General features: G+C 34.6%; 12 protein-coding genes and 1 pseudogene. 7 read left to right on the forward strand and 6 right to left on the reverse strand.

Features of this window, described 5'->3' with window-relative positions:
- Positions 1-108: 108 nt before the first annotated feature.
- Complete coding sequence (locus C1A40_RS01765) at positions 109-2103, reverse strand: putative porin (RefSeq protein WP_102994388.1); 1995 nt, start codon at positions 2101-2103, stop codon at positions 109-111.
- Positions 2104-2536: 433 nt separating this feature from the next.
- Between C1A40_RS01765 and C1A40_RS01770 the strand changes: the two genes are divergently transcribed.
- The 3 genes from C1A40_RS01770 to C1A40_RS01780 are packed head-to-tail and all read left to right on the forward strand — an operon-like array spanning position 2537 to position 6698.
- Entirely contained in the window at positions 2537-3136 is a 600-nt protein-coding gene (locus C1A40_RS01770) for a ribonuclease HII (protein WP_102994389.1), read from the forward strand.
- A 52-nt stretch (positions 3137-3188) separates the two neighbouring features.
- The gene (locus tag C1A40_RS01775) at positions 3189-5621 is read left to right on the forward strand and encodes a ribonuclease HII (protein ID WP_102994390.1); all 2433 of its coding nucleotides are present in this window, start codon (positions 3189-3191) and stop codon (positions 5619-5621) included.
- A 27-nt stretch (positions 5622-5648) separates the two neighbouring features.
- The gene (locus C1A40_RS01780; RefSeq protein ID WP_102994391.1) at positions 5649-6698 is read left to right on the forward strand and encodes a nucleoid-associated protein; all 1050 of its coding nucleotides are present in this window, start codon (positions 5649-5651) and stop codon (positions 6696-6698) included.
- Between the two features lie 203 nt (positions 6699-6901).
- Here C1A40_RS01780 and C1A40_RS01785 read toward each other — a convergent pair whose 3' ends face one another.
- Together C1A40_RS01785 and C1A40_RS01790 are read right to left on the reverse strand one after the other, a co-directional pair.
- A complete protein-coding gene (locus C1A40_RS01785; RefSeq protein ID WP_102994392.1) occupies positions 6902-7318 on the reverse strand; it encodes a hypothetical protein in 417 nt (138 codons plus the stop codon).
- A 23-nt stretch (positions 7319-7341) separates the two neighbouring features.
- Positions 7342-8109 (reverse strand): OmpA family protein, encoded by a 768-nt coding sequence (locus C1A40_RS01790; protein WP_102994393.1) that lies wholly within the window; start codon positions 8107-8109, stop codon positions 7342-7344.
- A 221-nt stretch (positions 8110-8330) separates the two neighbouring features.
- Between C1A40_RS01790 and C1A40_RS01795 the strand changes: the two are divergent.
- From C1A40_RS01795 to C1A40_RS01805, 3 genes and pseudogenes are all read left to right on the forward strand, one after another.
- Positions 8331-9467, forward strand: a pseudogene (locus C1A40_RS01795) (IS4 family transposase).
- Between the two features lie 170 nt (positions 9468-9637).
- Complete coding sequence (locus C1A40_RS01800; protein ID WP_102994394.1) at positions 9638-10222, forward strand: acetate uptake transporter; 585 nt, start codon at positions 9638-9640, stop codon at positions 10220-10222.
- Positions 10223-10307: 85 nt separating this feature from the next.
- A complete protein-coding gene (locus C1A40_RS01805; RefSeq protein ID WP_102994395.1) occupies positions 10308-11273 on the forward strand; it encodes a bile acid:sodium symporter family protein in 966 nt (321 codons plus the stop codon).
- A gap of 63 nt (positions 11274-11336) precedes the next feature.
- On the opposite strand, the gene lipB is transcribed toward C1A40_RS01805, so the two are convergent.
- Together lipB and C1A40_RS01815 are read right to left on the reverse strand one after the other, a co-directional pair.
- The gene (gene lipB / locus C1A40_RS01810; RefSeq protein ID WP_102994396.1) at positions 11337-12041 is read right to left on the reverse strand and encodes a lipoyl(octanoyl) transferase LipB; all 705 of its coding nucleotides are present in this window, start codon (positions 12039-12041) and stop codon (positions 11337-11339) included.
- A gap of 210 nt (positions 12042-12251) precedes the next feature.
- Entirely contained in the window at positions 12252-12416 is a 165-nt protein-coding gene (locus C1A40_RS01815; RefSeq protein ID WP_102994397.1) for a YqaE/Pmp3 family membrane protein, read from the reverse strand.
- 271 nt (positions 12417-12687) lie between these two features.
- Between C1A40_RS01815 and lysS the strand changes: the two genes are divergently transcribed.
- Positions 12688-14379: a lysine--tRNA ligase gene (gene lysS / locus C1A40_RS01820; RefSeq protein WP_102994398.1), complete on the forward strand. Its 1692-nt coding sequence runs from the start codon at positions 12688-12690 to the stop codon at positions 14377-14379.
- A 341-nt stretch (positions 14380-14720) separates the two neighbouring features.
- Here lysS and C1A40_RS01825 read toward each other — a convergent pair whose 3' ends face one another.
- A complete protein-coding gene (locus tag C1A40_RS01825) occupies positions 14721-16385 on the reverse strand; it encodes an alpha-amylase family glycosyl hydrolase (protein WP_102994399.1) in 1665 nt (554 codons plus the stop codon).
- Position 16386: the final 1 nt, after the last annotated feature.

The following is a 16386-nucleotide window of genomic DNA, read 5'->3' on the forward strand; positions in this document are numbered from 1 at the left end:
AAACACACACGAACCTGTTTAAATGATGATTTTAATTATTAATCCATTATAACGAAGCATTTCAATTGACCAAACAGACCAAGAACACCTTTATAACCATAAAAAAAATTATAAGAAGAAATTCCAGACCACACCGAAGCGTACAGTAAAATCGCGGTATGGATTATTTGGTGCCGAATAAAAGTTATTCCCTGTAAATGAAGAATTGAAGTGTTCTGCCTTTAAGAAAAGGCGGGTTTGCCGAATTTTAGCATTTATAAAGTAGTCGAACCTTGGAAAGTTTCCAAATTCTCTGATGTTTTGAACATAGAATTCTGCCAAAACCGGATTATAGGCATTCATATAATACTTTGTAAAGTAATTAAAGGTTAATCCTGTTTGCAAGAACAAGGCTTTATTAAACAAATGACTAGAAAAATACAAAGTATTTCGAGTATTGAATTCTGGGACATTAAAAACGCCACTCTCATCGTCTACTTTTTGATATTCTATGGTATTATTAAGCGCAAACTTTCCTACTCGAAATTCTTTTCCTAATCGCAGTCTTAAATAACTTATGGTTTTGTCGTTTTGAAATGGAGCTATCTGCCCTGAAGTTGGGTTTTCTGTAAAATAAATATAATTGCCTATAGAAGTAAAATCGACTGAAATATCAACCCATTTATCGGAATTTAATTTAAAAGCCAATTGCTGGGTTTCGATATTAGAAAAATCGTTGTGCCAATTGTAGGTTAAGTAATTGCTTTGATATAATAAAGTATTAAAATTTGGCGCTTTAGCACTATGGTTGATAGAAGCAACTGCTTCAATATCTTTATTCAGTTTAAAGGACGCGACTCCTTTTAAATAATTTCCTTCGAAGTCTCCTGCAACATTAACTCCAATATCACCAACTAAATCAAATCTACGATAACGTTTATGATACTTCCCTCCTATAGCAGTCACACTTCCTTTTAATCTATTAATAATGGTTTCACCGTTAACCAACACCAACTGATCGTAACCATAATTATAATAAGTATTACTCGCATTAAACTGAATATCGCCAATTAAATTGTTACTATAATTTAACTGTAACTGATTATATAAGGTTTTAAGAGTGACTTTATCCGACAGATTACTAGCATTGAAAGCACTCCCAAAATACTCGGTATTTGCAGTTGCTTGTACGTACTGGTAATATTTGCTTTCGGCAGATATTACATGATTAACTGTTAAGGTGTTTTTGGCAACAGAATCGTTTTGCTTAATAATTTTATAGTTATGATCGAAATGATAACGTTTACCTACTATGATATTTTCGGCATCTTCAAAACCAACTTCTAAAATGGAACGGTCGGAATACTCGGGGTTTCCACTTTCAAAATTAAGCACACTAGCTTCGTCTAGCCCTCCATTTTCTTGATTCATTAAATCTTGCGTAACCCAATGACCCCGGGCATTATAACGGTTATTTTTAGTGGCATAATTAAAAGTAAATCTAAAATTTCCTGTACTTGTTAATAGATGCTGGTATTTCCCTAAAGAACGCAGCCCTTTATAGGCTATTGAAAAATTAAAGCCAGGGGTCATGTTTGCGGTAAAAAAAGAATCGACAAGCTGCCCTTGTTCAAAAGCAGTTTTCATGAAAAGCTCTGTTAACGGTGTAGGCACGCGATAATAATTAATATCTTCTACCTCCATATAGTTAAAGTGCCTTGCTCGCGCACCAAATAATGGCATTAACTGGGTGCTTTCAAAATTATAACTTAAGGTATTGTAGGTTTGGCCTAGGTTTGAAAAAGGAATCAATCCGAAATTATCTTTTCTAAGATAATTAAACTTATAATCTTTTTGAATACTGAGAGTGGTATCTACAAAAGTCGTATCATTCTCATGCGATATGATTTGATATTGGTCGATATCTCCCTTTATTTTTTTTGTTTTTTTATTTCCTAGGCCTTCATTAGGTTTAAAAGTACGAACAGAATCTTGACTCGTCGTGCCTAGACGTTTTGCTTGCGCCCCTATAACGTTGGTACAAAAAAGAAATATGGATACTAAAACTAGGGTAGTAAATTGTAGATTCCTTTTTTTAGTATGCACTTTTAACGTTACAATCATATTAAACTTATAGGTAAACGCTAACGATTATGCTGCAGCGCTCAAACATTTTTTTCTTGAAGCAAAAGTAATTATTTGAACGTAAAGAGCACGAAATTATTTTAAATATTGAAAAAGGTCATGAGCTGGAGGCTGTAGGTGGTATGCTGATAGCCGAAGGAAGCTTCAGAGTTGCAAAGTCACATAGTTTCAGAGATGACGTTATGCTGTATGCTGTAAGCCATATGCTAGACAGACCACTATAAAAAACATGGAACTAGAGAGGGAAGGTTAATATTCAATAGGCTATAATAAATAATCAAAGGACAATAATAAATGCTTTAGGCTGTACGCTATATGCTAGGCTAGCGACTATTGAAAACATGTAACTATAGCGGTAGAATTAATAATAATTAATCAATAGGCAATAATAAATATTCAATATTTTAGCCCCATGTTATTAAATAATCATTCCGGTTTAAGTTTAGAATGTGGCACCGACGAAGCGGGTCGTGGCTGTTTAGCGGGTCCTGTGACAGCTGCTGCGGTAATACTTCCTGAAAATTTCAACAATCACATATTAAACGATTCGAAGCAAATTAGCGAAAAAAAGCGCTTATTTTTAAAACCTATTATTGAAGAGCAAGCTATATGCTTCGCCGTTTCTCATGTATTTCAAGAAAAAATAGACGACATCAATATTTTAAATGCCTCTATTCTTGCTATGCATGAATCGATTGCCCAACTAACAACCCTCCCAGAGTTTATTATTGTAGATGGCAACAAATTTAAAGACTACCCCAATATTCCTCATGAAACCATTATTAAGGGCGACGGTAAATATTTAAGTATTGCTGCGGCTTCTGTTTTAGCAAAAACTTATAGAGACCTTTATATGGATAGCATCCATGAAGAATACCCCATGTATAATTGGAAAAAAAATAAAGGATACCCCACCAAAGAGCATCGGGAGGCTATAAAAAAATACGGCATTACAAAATACCACCGAAAATCTTTCCGATTATTACCAGAACAGTTAAAGTTAAAGTTATAAGGTTTTAAAGGCACTAAAAAATATATTAGGTTTGTAGAAACATTTGCAACCTATGAGATTTTTTTGCATTCCTCTTTTCTTTACAATATTATTAAGCTGTACCAATGCTAATACTAAACGTTCTGAACTGCTAGATTTTGCCCCTGAAAACACGGCTGTTATTATTAAAACCCAAGAATTAAACAGAGTGAAAAGTGGTATTACGAACAATGATTTTCTTAATAAAATTTCTAAAACTACTGCTTTTACCGGTTTAGAACAGCAACTAGAAAATATTTCTTATTTAAAACCTCAAGGTGAAACTTTAATTTGTCTTTCTAAAGATAATCTTGACAGCCTGCACTATTCGGTTATAACCAAGTACCATAAAGCTTTATTTACAACAGATTCTATTCCTAGTTATTTTGAAGAGTCTCTTGCTTATAAAAAGAAAACCATTACAAAATCGACTATTAATGATGCTACTTTTTACAGTGCTGTTATTGACAGTACATTTTTCGCATCATCTTCAAAAGCACTCGTTGAAGCTGTTTTTGAAAACGCCCCAAAAGATGAAGGGCTAATAAAAATATACCGTACAACTGCCCAAGATAAAACGCTCTCACTTATTATTAAGCCCGAAAGCACTTTTCTTAAATCCCTATTTATACAGGACTCGATTCCTTTTAATGATTTCTCAGAGTATTTAGCCCTGGATATCGATCTTAATCAGAATAACATTTTATTTAACGGCATTTCAAAAGCCAACGATTCGACTCAAAGTTTAATCAATATATTTAAAGGAACCGTACCGCAAATAAATCAAATTCAACATATAGCGCCATCAAATTGTGATGGGTTTTTAAGTACGACCTTTGATAATTTCAAAACTTTTGAAAAAAACATGGCAGTATTTAAACGTCGAGATTCTATAATTAACGAGTCTGCTTTATTTAATGATGTTATTGAAATAGGCTCAATTTATGAAGACGACAAGCGTGCTATTGTTTTAAACTCTATAGATGTTATTGCCACCAATGATGCGCTTTTAGGAGAGCAAACTATTACAGACCAGTATAGAGAAATAAACATTTACGATTTTAGTCGACCAGAATTATTCAAACAGATGTTTTCTCCAATAATTACTTTTAGCCAAGCGACGAAGTATTGTGTTTTAGATCAGTTTTTTGTGTTTGCTAACGATACCGAGTTGCTTCAAAATATCATATCGAATTATCAAAATAAAACCACGCTTGCCGAAAAAGACTTTTACAAAAACAGCCAGATAGCTATAAGTGATGCGGCTTCCATACTGCTATTTAATAATGGAGCGACTTTAAAATCTATTATAGATCGTAATTTTGGAGGTAGCGAAAATTTTGATATTTCTCAGTATAATGCTACTATGATTCAATTTATTTACGACAATAATTTTGCTCATGTTAATGGCATTATTCAGAAAAATAAAACGAAGGTATCCGATCAATCCATTTCAGAAGAACTTAATATTAAGCTTGATGCCCCTTTATTAAATGCCCCACAGTTTGTAAAAAACCACATTACCAATCAACAGGAAATTGTAGTTCAGGACATTAACAACAACTTGTATTTAATATCTAATGGCGGAAAAATACTCTGGAAAAAACAACTTCAAGGTCCTGTTCTAGGTCGTATCGAACAAATTGACATGTATAAAAACGGCAGACTACAACTTGCTTTCGCCACACCTCATCGGGTATATGTTTTAGACCGTAACGGAAAAGAAGTTAAACCGTTTGCTTTAAAATTTAAAGATAAAATCACCCAGCCCTTGGCTGTTTTCGATTATGATAAACGCAAAAACTACCGCCTATTAGTTACACAAGGCAAAAACCTGATTATGTATGATAGCAAAGGGAAGTTTGTGAAAGGTTTTTCTTTTAATTCGGCCAAAAGCGACATTATATGCAAACCAGAACACTTTAGAATTTCTAGTAAGGATTATATTGTTTTCAAAACAAAAACCAACCTACATATTTTAAACCGAACCGGTAAAACCCGCGTAAAAACACAAGATTTCCATAGTTTTTCAGATGAACCTGTGTTTTTATATAACGGCAACTTTACAAGTACTTCGGTCGATGGTCATTTGATTTCTACAGATACCAAAGGCGGTATGTCCACACAAAACTTAAACCTTTCTGAAAATCATGGTTTACAAACCACAAGTAAAACATTAGTCGCTCAAAGTGAAAACAAACTTACCATAAAAGACAAAACTACCGAGTTAGATTTCGGACAATACACCAAGCCAAGTTTGTTTTACATAAACAATAAAATATATGTATCGACTACCGATATACAGGCTCATAAAGTATATCTTTTTGATAGTCAATCCCAGCTTTTACCTAATTTCCCAGTTTACGGTAATGGCCCCATAGCATTAGAGCAAATCGACAAAGACAACAAACTGGAATTTGTAACTAAAGGTGATGAAAATTCCATCATTATGTATCAAATTAATTAATACTATTGCATTCCTAAAAACACAGCCATGATTTCTAGAAAAAACGCTTCAATTTCTCAATTTATAATTCATAAAGTTGGTAACAAATTCAACGATACTAAAAATGCTTTTTCCGAGAAAACCGTAGATTTCGATGAAGCTAGCTACGAACTCATGCTCCCTTTTTTGTTAAAACCATTTGGCAGCGTGGTGCAGAGTTACCGTTTTAATCATCATTCTAATATTTCATTAAATGAAATTAACAGTTATGCGGCACAATTATTTAATGATGAAGAAGCCTTTATTGATGTTTCAAAACATATTGTTACGCATTTGTATGAACAATCAAATTCTTCACAAATTAAAACGGGTGATGTTTTAGTGGTGATGTTTGAAGGCATCGAATTTCAAGATATCACGACCAATGCTGTAGGTATATTTAAAATTGAAAGTAAAGTGAATTTCTTTCAAACCTATTTAGAAGACAACAGCTACGATGTATTAGTACAAAAAGGTATCAGTTCTAGAAAGGTTGATAAAGGTTGCTTGATTTTAAACCAAAGTGATGGTGAAGGCAATATCATTCTAAGTGTGGACAATAACAGTTATGATGCACAGTACTGGATTAACCACTTCCTTAATATTAAATACGCCGACGATGCCAACAACCACACCCAGCAATATATTGAGCTTTGCAAAGAATTTTCGACAGAAATTATTCAAACCAGTTATGGTGCTCAAGAAAAAAACAGCTTTTTAGCTAAAACTATCGATTTCTTTAAAGAGAATGAAGTGGTGAATGTAGAACGTTTTAAAGAAGAGCTTTTTGAAGAAGACAAACACAAACAACAGTTTGATGATTACAAAAAAGAGTTTGAAGGTGCCCAAAACCTCATCATTAGAAATCAGTTTGATGTCGCTGAAGCCGTTGTAACCAAAGCAAAGCGCAAGATTAAAACCGATATTAAGTTGGATACCAATATTCAAATAAAACTGGATATTGATGCACCTGATTCTTCGGCAGAATATTTAGAACGTGGCTACGACGAGGAGAAAAAAATGCATTACTACAAAGTGTTTTTTAATGCCGAGGACTAATTTACCGAAAAGAAAGCAACTCGTCTCGGCTGTAGAAATAAATAAAAGAGGCGTTTGAAAAGTATACCTGATATTATAATGAACTTGTCCTATTAATGATAACACCATCGGTTGGGATAAGTTAAATCTTAAAAATCAAGTTTTACTAACTTTTCAAACAGCCTCTTTTTTTTGGTTTAGTTGATAAAGTGGTAATCTAAATATTAAACGCCTCCTTTGAGGACTTTTTGCCAATTTTCGAGTTCTTCCCACTCGCCTAAATCGGCTAAGTTTGCTTGTGCTGGCCAAGTTCTAGTCATTCCTCTATGGGTAATAAAAGCAGGACCCGCATCAACGAGCATGCTTTCAAGAAAATCTATTGAAGTATTAGAAAGTTGCTTATAGCTTATAATACCTTTATCGTTGAGTAAACCTTCAATTTTAGGCCCTATACCTTCAACTTTTTTCAAATCTTGTTTCACATAAGTTTCTTCTTCTTTACTATTTCCACATCCAAAAATCGATTTTAGAAGCCAGCCTAAAAGAAAGCCTAAAATAAACGCTGCTAAAAGCCATAAAAACCATGGCCAAAATACATCAGACCCATCGCAAGCGGTCGTACTTATTTGTAATAATCTCATAATTTTATTTTTTTGGTTAATTGTTATTTGGTGATGTGCACTTCTACACGTCGATTAAGTCGTTTATTTTCTGGAGAATCGTTAGGCTTTAGCGGCATGGTTTCGCCTTTAGACTCTACGGTAATTTTATCTGCTTCAACACCTAAACTCACTAAGTGTGATTTATATTCGTTAGCGCGCTTAAGTCCTAAATCCTCATTATACTGTAGAGGGCCATCACTATCGGTATGTCCTACTAATTTAATATGATCTCCAGAATCTTTTAAGAAAGTTGCCAATTCTTGGAAATAAGCTAAAATACTTTCGTTAGAAACTTCCTCGGCCGAATCGTATTTATAAAACACTAAGGTTTTTTCTAAATGCTCCATTACGTTATCATTTCGAGTTACCCATTTGTATTTAAGTTCGTGCAGCATTTTCACTTTAGTAGCTTCACAATCGCTAGCTGCTCGTACGTCTATTTCAATATCCTCTGCCGGTAATTCGGTAAATAAGGCTTTTACTTTTTCTGCACGATCAAATCCTGCTTGCTCTTCTTCACCTGTAAAATAAGGACCTACTAAAAGTAATTTTTTACCTGCAACTTGAGCATCCAAAATTTCTTGTTTTTTTGCTGGCCATTTTTCATTGGTAATAACAGCACCTGTATTACAATCAAAAATTAAAGGCCCGTATTCGACTACCGGTTCGGGTTCGGCACAACACACGACTGTATCTTTATACCAACCCCAGCTAAACCAAGCCAAGAGCAGAAAAAGAATACATAGTAAGAAAGCTAATGTTTTTTTCATTTTAACGGTTTTAAGTATTCCTGTTCAATGTACGAAAAAAAACCATAATATATAAACTTTTACCTTCGTAAAACAATGAGTAACACCTACTGGACCGTTTATATAAACATTACTTTTTTAATATAAATTTTCAATAGCGTCCAAAACGCTTAAAAAGAGAAAGGGATTTTGTATCTCAAAATATTATTTTTGAGTTGCACAACAAAAAACAACCTTTCTCCATGACAAATATAACATTGTTCTCTCAGATAATCTCCAAATTAGACCGTTCTAGTTTTTCTAAACTTGTAAAAGCCAAGGGAATAGATAAACATCAAAAAGGATTTAATAGTTGGACACATTTAGTCTCCATGTTGTTTTGTCAATTTGCAAAAAGTCAATCCGTCCGAGATATAAGTAATGGACTTCGCTCTGCCACAGGAAACCTTAATCATTTAGGCATACAGAAAGCACCTTCCAAATCAACGATAAGCTATCAAAACAAACATCGAGACTGGACGCTTTATCGAGATTACTACTATGTTCTTTTAAAAAGTTTTGGACAGCACCCTCACTTAAAACGTGTTAAATTCAAAATTAAATCCAAGATATTTCTATTAGATTCTACAACGATAAGTCTATGTTTAAGTCTCTTTGATTGGGCAAAATACAAAACCCACAAAGGAGCTGTAAAAATGCACACCTTGCTTGATTATGATGGTAAAACAGCAGATAATAAAGGAGCTTACGATATTCCTTTGATTAGCCGTTCGGTTATTGTCGCAGATCGATTTTATAATGATTTTTCGTTACTTAACGTTTGAGACAGCAACCAAGTGTTTTTTGTAATTAGGCACAAAGAAAACATCCAATTTAAGAGTATTAAAGAAAAAGAATTGCCAGAAAATAGACATCATCATGTTTTAAAAGATGAAATCATTGAGCTAACAGGGGCTAAATCAAAAACAAAATACCCAAAGAAGCTACGTAGAATAGCTGTATGGGACGATAAAAATAACCAGGAAATAGAACTTATTACCAACCAAATGTCTTGGACAGCAAACACAATTAGCCAACTCTACAAAGCTAGATGGGATATTGAGATATTCTTTAGAGACATCAAACAACAGCTACATACTAAATCGTTTATAGGAACTTCTGAAAATGCCGTAATGATACAAATATGGACGGCTCTTATTACTATACTCATCCTAAAAGCCTTAAAAGCAAATGCAAAATATAATTGGTACTTGTCCAATTTAGTAGCTTTTATAAGACTTAACCTTTTTGTCAAAGTGGATTTGCAAAAATGGATTGATAGCCCTTTTAACGAGCAGCCTCCCCCCAAACAAAATTATACACAAGGGGTTCTTTTTTGAAAAAGATAAAAAACATGGCTAATTACCAGTAAAATCGTTGACTTTTGATTAGATCAAAAATGTTTAGGACAGGATTGATAAATTTTTAAAAAATAATTTTATCTCCTAACAATACTCATGTTTTTTGGCGATTTAATAATTTAATTTCGCGCCCTAAAAATTTATCTTTAATGGAAAATAATAAAACACAATTAATCGACGCTACTGCAAACCCTGCTCCATTGGGATTGTTAGCATTTGGCATGACTACAGTATTATTAAATTTACATAATATTGGTCTGTTTAAAATAGATGCCATAATATTAGGTATGGGTATTTTTTATGGTGGTTTAGCCCAAGTGATTGCGGGGATTATGGAATGGAAAAAAGGAAATACTTTCGCGACTACCGCCTTTACGTCTTACGGTTTTTTCTGGCTAAGTTTTGCTGCTTTAGTGCTTTTACCTAAAACGGGACTAACAACAGCTCCAGAAAATGCCTCGTTAGTATCTTATTTAGTCATGTGGGGGATTTTCACAGGAGCTTTATTTGTAGGGACTTTAAAAATAAGTAAAGCGCTACAGTTTGTATTTGCCTCTTTAACCATTTTATTCTTTTTACTAGCTTTAGGCGATTATACGCATAACGACACTATTGGTTTTATTGCCGGTTCTGTTGGTATCATCTGTGGATTTTCGGCAATTTATACTGGCATGGCGCAAGTTATAAATGAATTATATAAAAAAGTGATACTACCTATTGGGCCTATCGGTTAGAAAACAAGTATTATTTTAGCTTTACAAAAACCATTTTTTAATCCTTTTTAAAAAATGGTTTTTTTATGATAAACCCTTGCCTTTAATGAAAATTGATCGTTTTGTATTGGCTATAATAACTACAATTATAGCCGCTTATTTTTTTCCACAATTAGGAAGTTCTTCAAGCCCTGTGCCCTTGGACACCATAGGAACTATTGGTGTTTCTCTAATTTTCTTTTTTTACGGATTGAAATTAAGTCCGGATAAAATTAAATCTGGTTTAAAAAATTGGAAGCTTCACCTGGTAGTACAAGCTTCTACATTTTTACTATTTCCCTTAATTATTCTCGCGGCAAAACCATTTATTTATTCTGATGAAGCAGAAAGCTTATGGCTCTCGTTTCTTTTTCTAGGGGCTTTACCCTCTACGGTATCATCGTCGGTCGTTATGGTTTCTATTGCTAAAGGCAATGTGCCAGCAGCTATTTTTAACGCCAGTATTTCGGGACTTATAGGTATTATGATTACACCGCTATGGATGGAGCTTTTTATTCCTCCAAGTACGGCAGATTTCGATTTAACAGAAATTTACACCAAATTAATTATCACCATCATTGCCCCTGTTTTTTTGGGCATCCTTTTACAGCGTTTTGGAAGACATTTTGCAGCAAAATACAAGAACCAATTAACCTCCTTCGATAAGCTTGTTATACTTTTAATTATTTATAAGAGCTTTGTACACTCTTTTGAAGACCACATTTTTAGCAGTATGAGCTTCATTGATTTGTTAATTATGGCTGGGCTGCTTATTTTACTTTTTTATGCCGTATATTTCTTTATTGGATTAATATCTAAAGTTTTAAAATTTAATAGAGAAGATCAAATTACAGCACAGTTTTGCGGCACAAAAAAATCGCTAGTTCATGGTACTGTTTTCGCAGAGATATTATTCCCAGCAACTTTTCCCGTAGGCTTGATTTTATTACCACTGATGCTTTTCCATGCTTTGCAGATTTTTATTATAAGTGTTGTGGCTTCGCGGTTGGGGAGGGGTTATGAGGAGTTATGAGGAGTTGCGAGAAGTTAAGGAGGTGAGGAGGTGAAGGAGGTGAGAAGTTAAGAAGTTACGTAATTAGAGTGTTATTAGCTTGGCCTCGAATAGGGTTTTAAAATGTTTAAGTAGTTTTTCCTTTACTTCGGCTTCGTCTACTTTAGATATTCCTAACTCTACGTTTAAAGAGGTTACGGCTTTTCCTCTAATTCCACAGGGAATGATATTATCAAAATACCCTAAATCGGCATTAACGTTTAAAGCAAAACCATGCATGGTAACCCAACGACTGGCACGCACACCCATGGCACATATTTTACGTGCAAATGGTGTGCCTACATCTAGCCACACACCCGTTTCCCCTGGACTACGTTCAGATTTAAGTCCGTAATCGGCCAGCGTTAGAATAATCATTTCCTCTAACAAACGTAGATACTTATGGATATCGGTAAAAAAGTTTTCTAAATCTAAAATGGGATAGCCTACAATTTGTCCGGGACCATGATAAGTAATATCGCCACCTCTATTTATTTTATAAAAAGCAGCGCCTTTTTCGGTAAGTTGTGCTTCACTTAAAAGTAAGTTAGACATGACGCCGCTCTTTCCTAGAGTGTACACATGAGGATGTTCTACAAACAGTAAATAATTGGGCGTAGCTAAGGCGGTATCTTCTCTTCTATTTTTAATTTTTAAATCGACAATCTCCTTAAAAATAGCTTCTTGATAATCCCAAGTTTCCTTGTAATCTTTAACACCTAATTCTTGAACTTTAACTTCTTTATTCACTAGCTTTTTATGATAAAAGTTTGACGACTCTATGGGATACCCCACCAATACGTTGCGCAAAGGTAATTATTAAAAGCCAATAAATGTAGATTGAAGAATTTGGTGTTTTAAAGTGACTATTTTTAATCACAGCCTGACTGGAATTCTGTACAACTTACTTCAAATAATTCTGAAATATGCGTAAAACAAATATCAGACTTTTTTATACCATTAATTTGCGTACTTCGGATTGTTTAAAATAACCAAAGCAGCAATAACACCAGGTACCCAACCGCACAGCCATAATAAAAATACGATTAATACAGAGCCACAACCTTTGCCCATAACGGCTAATGGCGGACATATAATTGCCAGTAAAACTCTCCAAAAACTCATGTGTTGTTATTCTTTTGATTGACGATTACCTTTATGACGCTTAAAACGTTTAAACGTTACATTAAATTTCCTAAAAAACGACGGCGCTGCGTTAGGGATAGCAGCGGAAATCCTTTTTGTGAGGTACGAATAAAAAGATTGCAGCGTATAGCCCGACCTCCCGATTGGGATCGGGAGTGTAACGCCCTTAAAATTCATAAATCATAAAGTGTAAATCGGAAATCAAATGATTATATTTGTGCCTTAAAAATTTTCACATCATATTTAAAGTATGGCACAATTATCTGAACAAGAGCTTGTAAGAAGAGAGAAATTAGTAAAACTGCGTGAGTTAGGAATTAATCCTTATCCAGCAGATTTATATCCTGTAAATCATACTTCTAGAGAAGTTAAAAACGATTTTGAAGTAGGCAAATCTGTTACCATTGCAGGGCGTTTAATGATGATAAAGGTGCAAGGAAAGGCTAGTTTTGCACAGTTACAAGATTCTGAGGGTAAAATACAAGTCTATTTTAACCGTGATGAAATTTGTCCTGGGGAAGACAAAACTAAATACAACGAAGTTTTTAAAAAGCTTTTAGATTTTGGCGATTTTATAGGTGTTGAAGGTAAATTATTTACTACGAAAGTTGGCGAAAAATCGGTTCGTGTTAAAGATTTCACCTTATTAAGTAAAGCCTTAAAACCGCTTCCGTTGCCAAAAGAAAAAGACGGAGTTGTATATGATGCTTTTACCGATCCAGAACAACGTTACAGACAACGTTATGCCGATTTAGTTGTAAACCCACACGTTAAAGACGTATTTATTAAACGTACTAAACTTTTTAATGCGATGCGTGAATTTTTTAATTCTGCTGGTTATTTTGAAGTTGAAACACCAGTTTTACAACCTATTCCTGGTGGTGCTGCTGCACGCCCATTTATGACGCATCATAACGCCTTGGATGTACCTTTATACATGCGAATTGCTAACGAACTTTATTTAAAAAGATTGATTGTTGGGGGGTTTGAAGGGGTTTACGAGTTTTCTAAAAACTTTAGAAACGAAGGAATGGACCGTACGCATAATCCTGAATTTACCGCTATGGAAATTTATGTAGCTTATAAAGACTACAACTGGATGATGAGTTTCTGTGAACGCCTACTTGAATACTGTGCAATAGCCGTTAACGGGAAGACAAAAGTGAAATTTGGTGAGCATGAAATCGATTTTAAAGCACCATACGCTAGAGTGACTATGGCCGATTCTATTAAACACTTTACAGGGTTTGATATTACTGGAAAAACTGAAGAAGAAATAAGGCAAGCTGCCAAAGATCTAGGTGTTGAAGTTGACGAAACCATGGGTAAAGGCAAACTGATTGATGAAATTTTTGGAGAGAAATGTGAAGGCAATTACATTCAACCGACTTATATTACAGACTATCCAAAAGAAATGAGTCCGTTATGTAAAGAACATAGAGAAAATCCTGAATTAACCGAGCGTTTTGAACTTATGGTTTGTGGTAAAGAAATTGCAAATGCATATTCTGAACTTAACGACCCAATAGACCAACGCGAACGTTTTGAACACCAATTAAAACTTGCTGAAAAGGGTGATGATGAAGCTACCGAATTTATAGACCACGACTTTTTACGTGCTTTAGAGTACGGTATGCCGCCTACATCGGGTATGGGAATTGGTATGGATCGACTAATTATGTTTTTAACAAACAACCAATCCATTCAAGAAGTTTTATTCTTCCCACAAATGCGACCAGAGAAAAAAGCGGTTGCTTTAAGTGATGAAGGCAAAGCTGTTTTAGATCTTTTAAAGAAAGCTGAAAAAATAGCGTTAACAGATTTAAAAACACAGTCTGGTTTATCGAATAAGAAATGGGATAAAACCATTAAGGAATTAACAAAAAACAAATTGGCTAAGGTTGAAAATACCAATGACGGCTTGTTTGTGGAACTACTTTAAGTTCTAAAACAACATATAAAATAAAAAAGCCGGGAACCACCCCGGCTTTTTTTTTAACTAACTAACAACTAAACATAATTCTTAAACCAATATATTGTAAATTAAAAAGTTATTTTAGGAGGAACTTTTTAATAGTATTTGTTTCAAACTAATTATACACTACAAAGAGAAGGAATATCTGTGATATGTTTAAGAGTTTTAGAAATATTTAACAGCATTGCTAGTTAACTTTATACTTTCCTTAAGATTGCTTAAGTATTTTGTTAATTTTTTTAATAATTATGTAATTAGCTGTGAGTTTTAACAAGCTCCACTTACCACACAACTTTACCGTGATGAACTTAATGCCTTCCTATAGATTCTAGCAGAATCATATCAAACTTAGAATTTATAGTAACTATGCCATTTATCACTTTTGATGTCTTTCCTGAGTAAAAATCGCGAACCAGGTCACCTTCTAAAAACACCTCTGAAACAGCCATAGTTTTATGTCCTTTATCTAGATTTAAACCAACTACCACCGCATCACGAACCCCTTCTTTGGCATACTTTCTAGAAAACACATAAGGTGTTTGAGAAATCATATGATGCTTTCCTGCACCTACTGACGGGTGCTTTGCTCTAAACCGCCCAAGTTTTTGCCAATGCGCTAAAACAGCTTGTGTTTCTGGATTTGATTTGACAGCCTCCCAATTCATAAACGTTCGTAAATTGGCATCGCCTACTGCCCCTTCGGCATGTAAAACCCTAGCCGATTCGTCGCCGTAATATATTTGAGCCGCCCCTTGTGATAATAATAGTTTTGTAGCCGTTTCAAAAGATTTTTCTCGTTTAGGATCGAATGGCTGCCCATCGTCATGTGACGTTAAATAGTTTAATACGCTATAACCTTTTAAATCGTTATGAAGCAATGCATCGTATTTTGAAAACATGGTTTCATAATCCAATTGTTGCGCATCCCACTTAAACTCAAAATTGATTAATTGATTGAAAGCCTTATCGAAATAATTTACTTTTTTATCGCCAAAATCGAATGCTTTGGTAGCGCTAATTCCGTAGTTATAAACTTCGCCAACTAAATAAAAACCGTTCGCATCTAAAACTTTCTCTGGGTTATTGGTTTTAAAATCAGCGAAAGCGGCATCCAAAACTTTTCTAAATTCTTTCCACACATAAGCTTCGGTATGTTTTACGGTATCTACACGGTAACCGTCAATGCCAAATTCGGTAACATAATCGGCCAACCATTTCATGATATAAAAACGGGGCGCTCTGGGGTAACCTGTTTTCTCAAAAAAGGCATCTAATTCGGCAATTTCTTGCTTGTAACGTCTTTCAGCTTTCCATTTTTCCACCAATGGCAACGGAAGTTCTACATTTTCGTTGCTTTCGGTTCTAATATCGGGTAAGTTTTCAACCAGCGTACAAGTTACGGTACTTTCGAAATTATGATAATCGCAAGCCGGCCCTGTACGCACCCAATCGTCTGGCCAAACAGAATCATCTTCGGTTACTGGCCCTGTATGATTTATTACGGCATCTAAAATAATACGGATGCCGTTTTTATGCGCCACCTCAACAAGATGTTTTAAATCGGCTTTGGTTCCAAAATTAGGGTCTAGGTTGGTCCAATCTTTAGTCCAGTAGCCATGATAACCGTAAGTTACCCCAGTCCCTTCATCGGTGCCGCCATGAATTTGTTCTACAATGGGCGTCATCCAAATGGCATTCACCCCCAGTTTTGTAAAATAGCCCGCTTCAATTTTTTCGATAACACCTTTAATATCGCCACCTTCAAAACCACGTAAAACGCCGGTTTCTTTATTACGGTTAAAATTAACATCGTTTGTAGTATCAGCATTATTAAACCTATCGGTAAGCATGAAATATATGGTAGCTGCATCCCAATCAAAAGGCACAGTCTCAGATTCCTTTAACTTTTCTTGTTGATTTTGACATCCTACGAATAGCATTCCTAAAATAAAAAGTGATCCTAGTTTAAACATT

It is taken from the genome of Tamlana carrageenivorans (assembly GCF_002893765.1).
Lineage (GTDB): Bacteria > Bacteroidota > Bacteroidia > Flavobacteriales > Flavobacteriaceae > Pseudotamlana > Pseudotamlana carrageenivorans.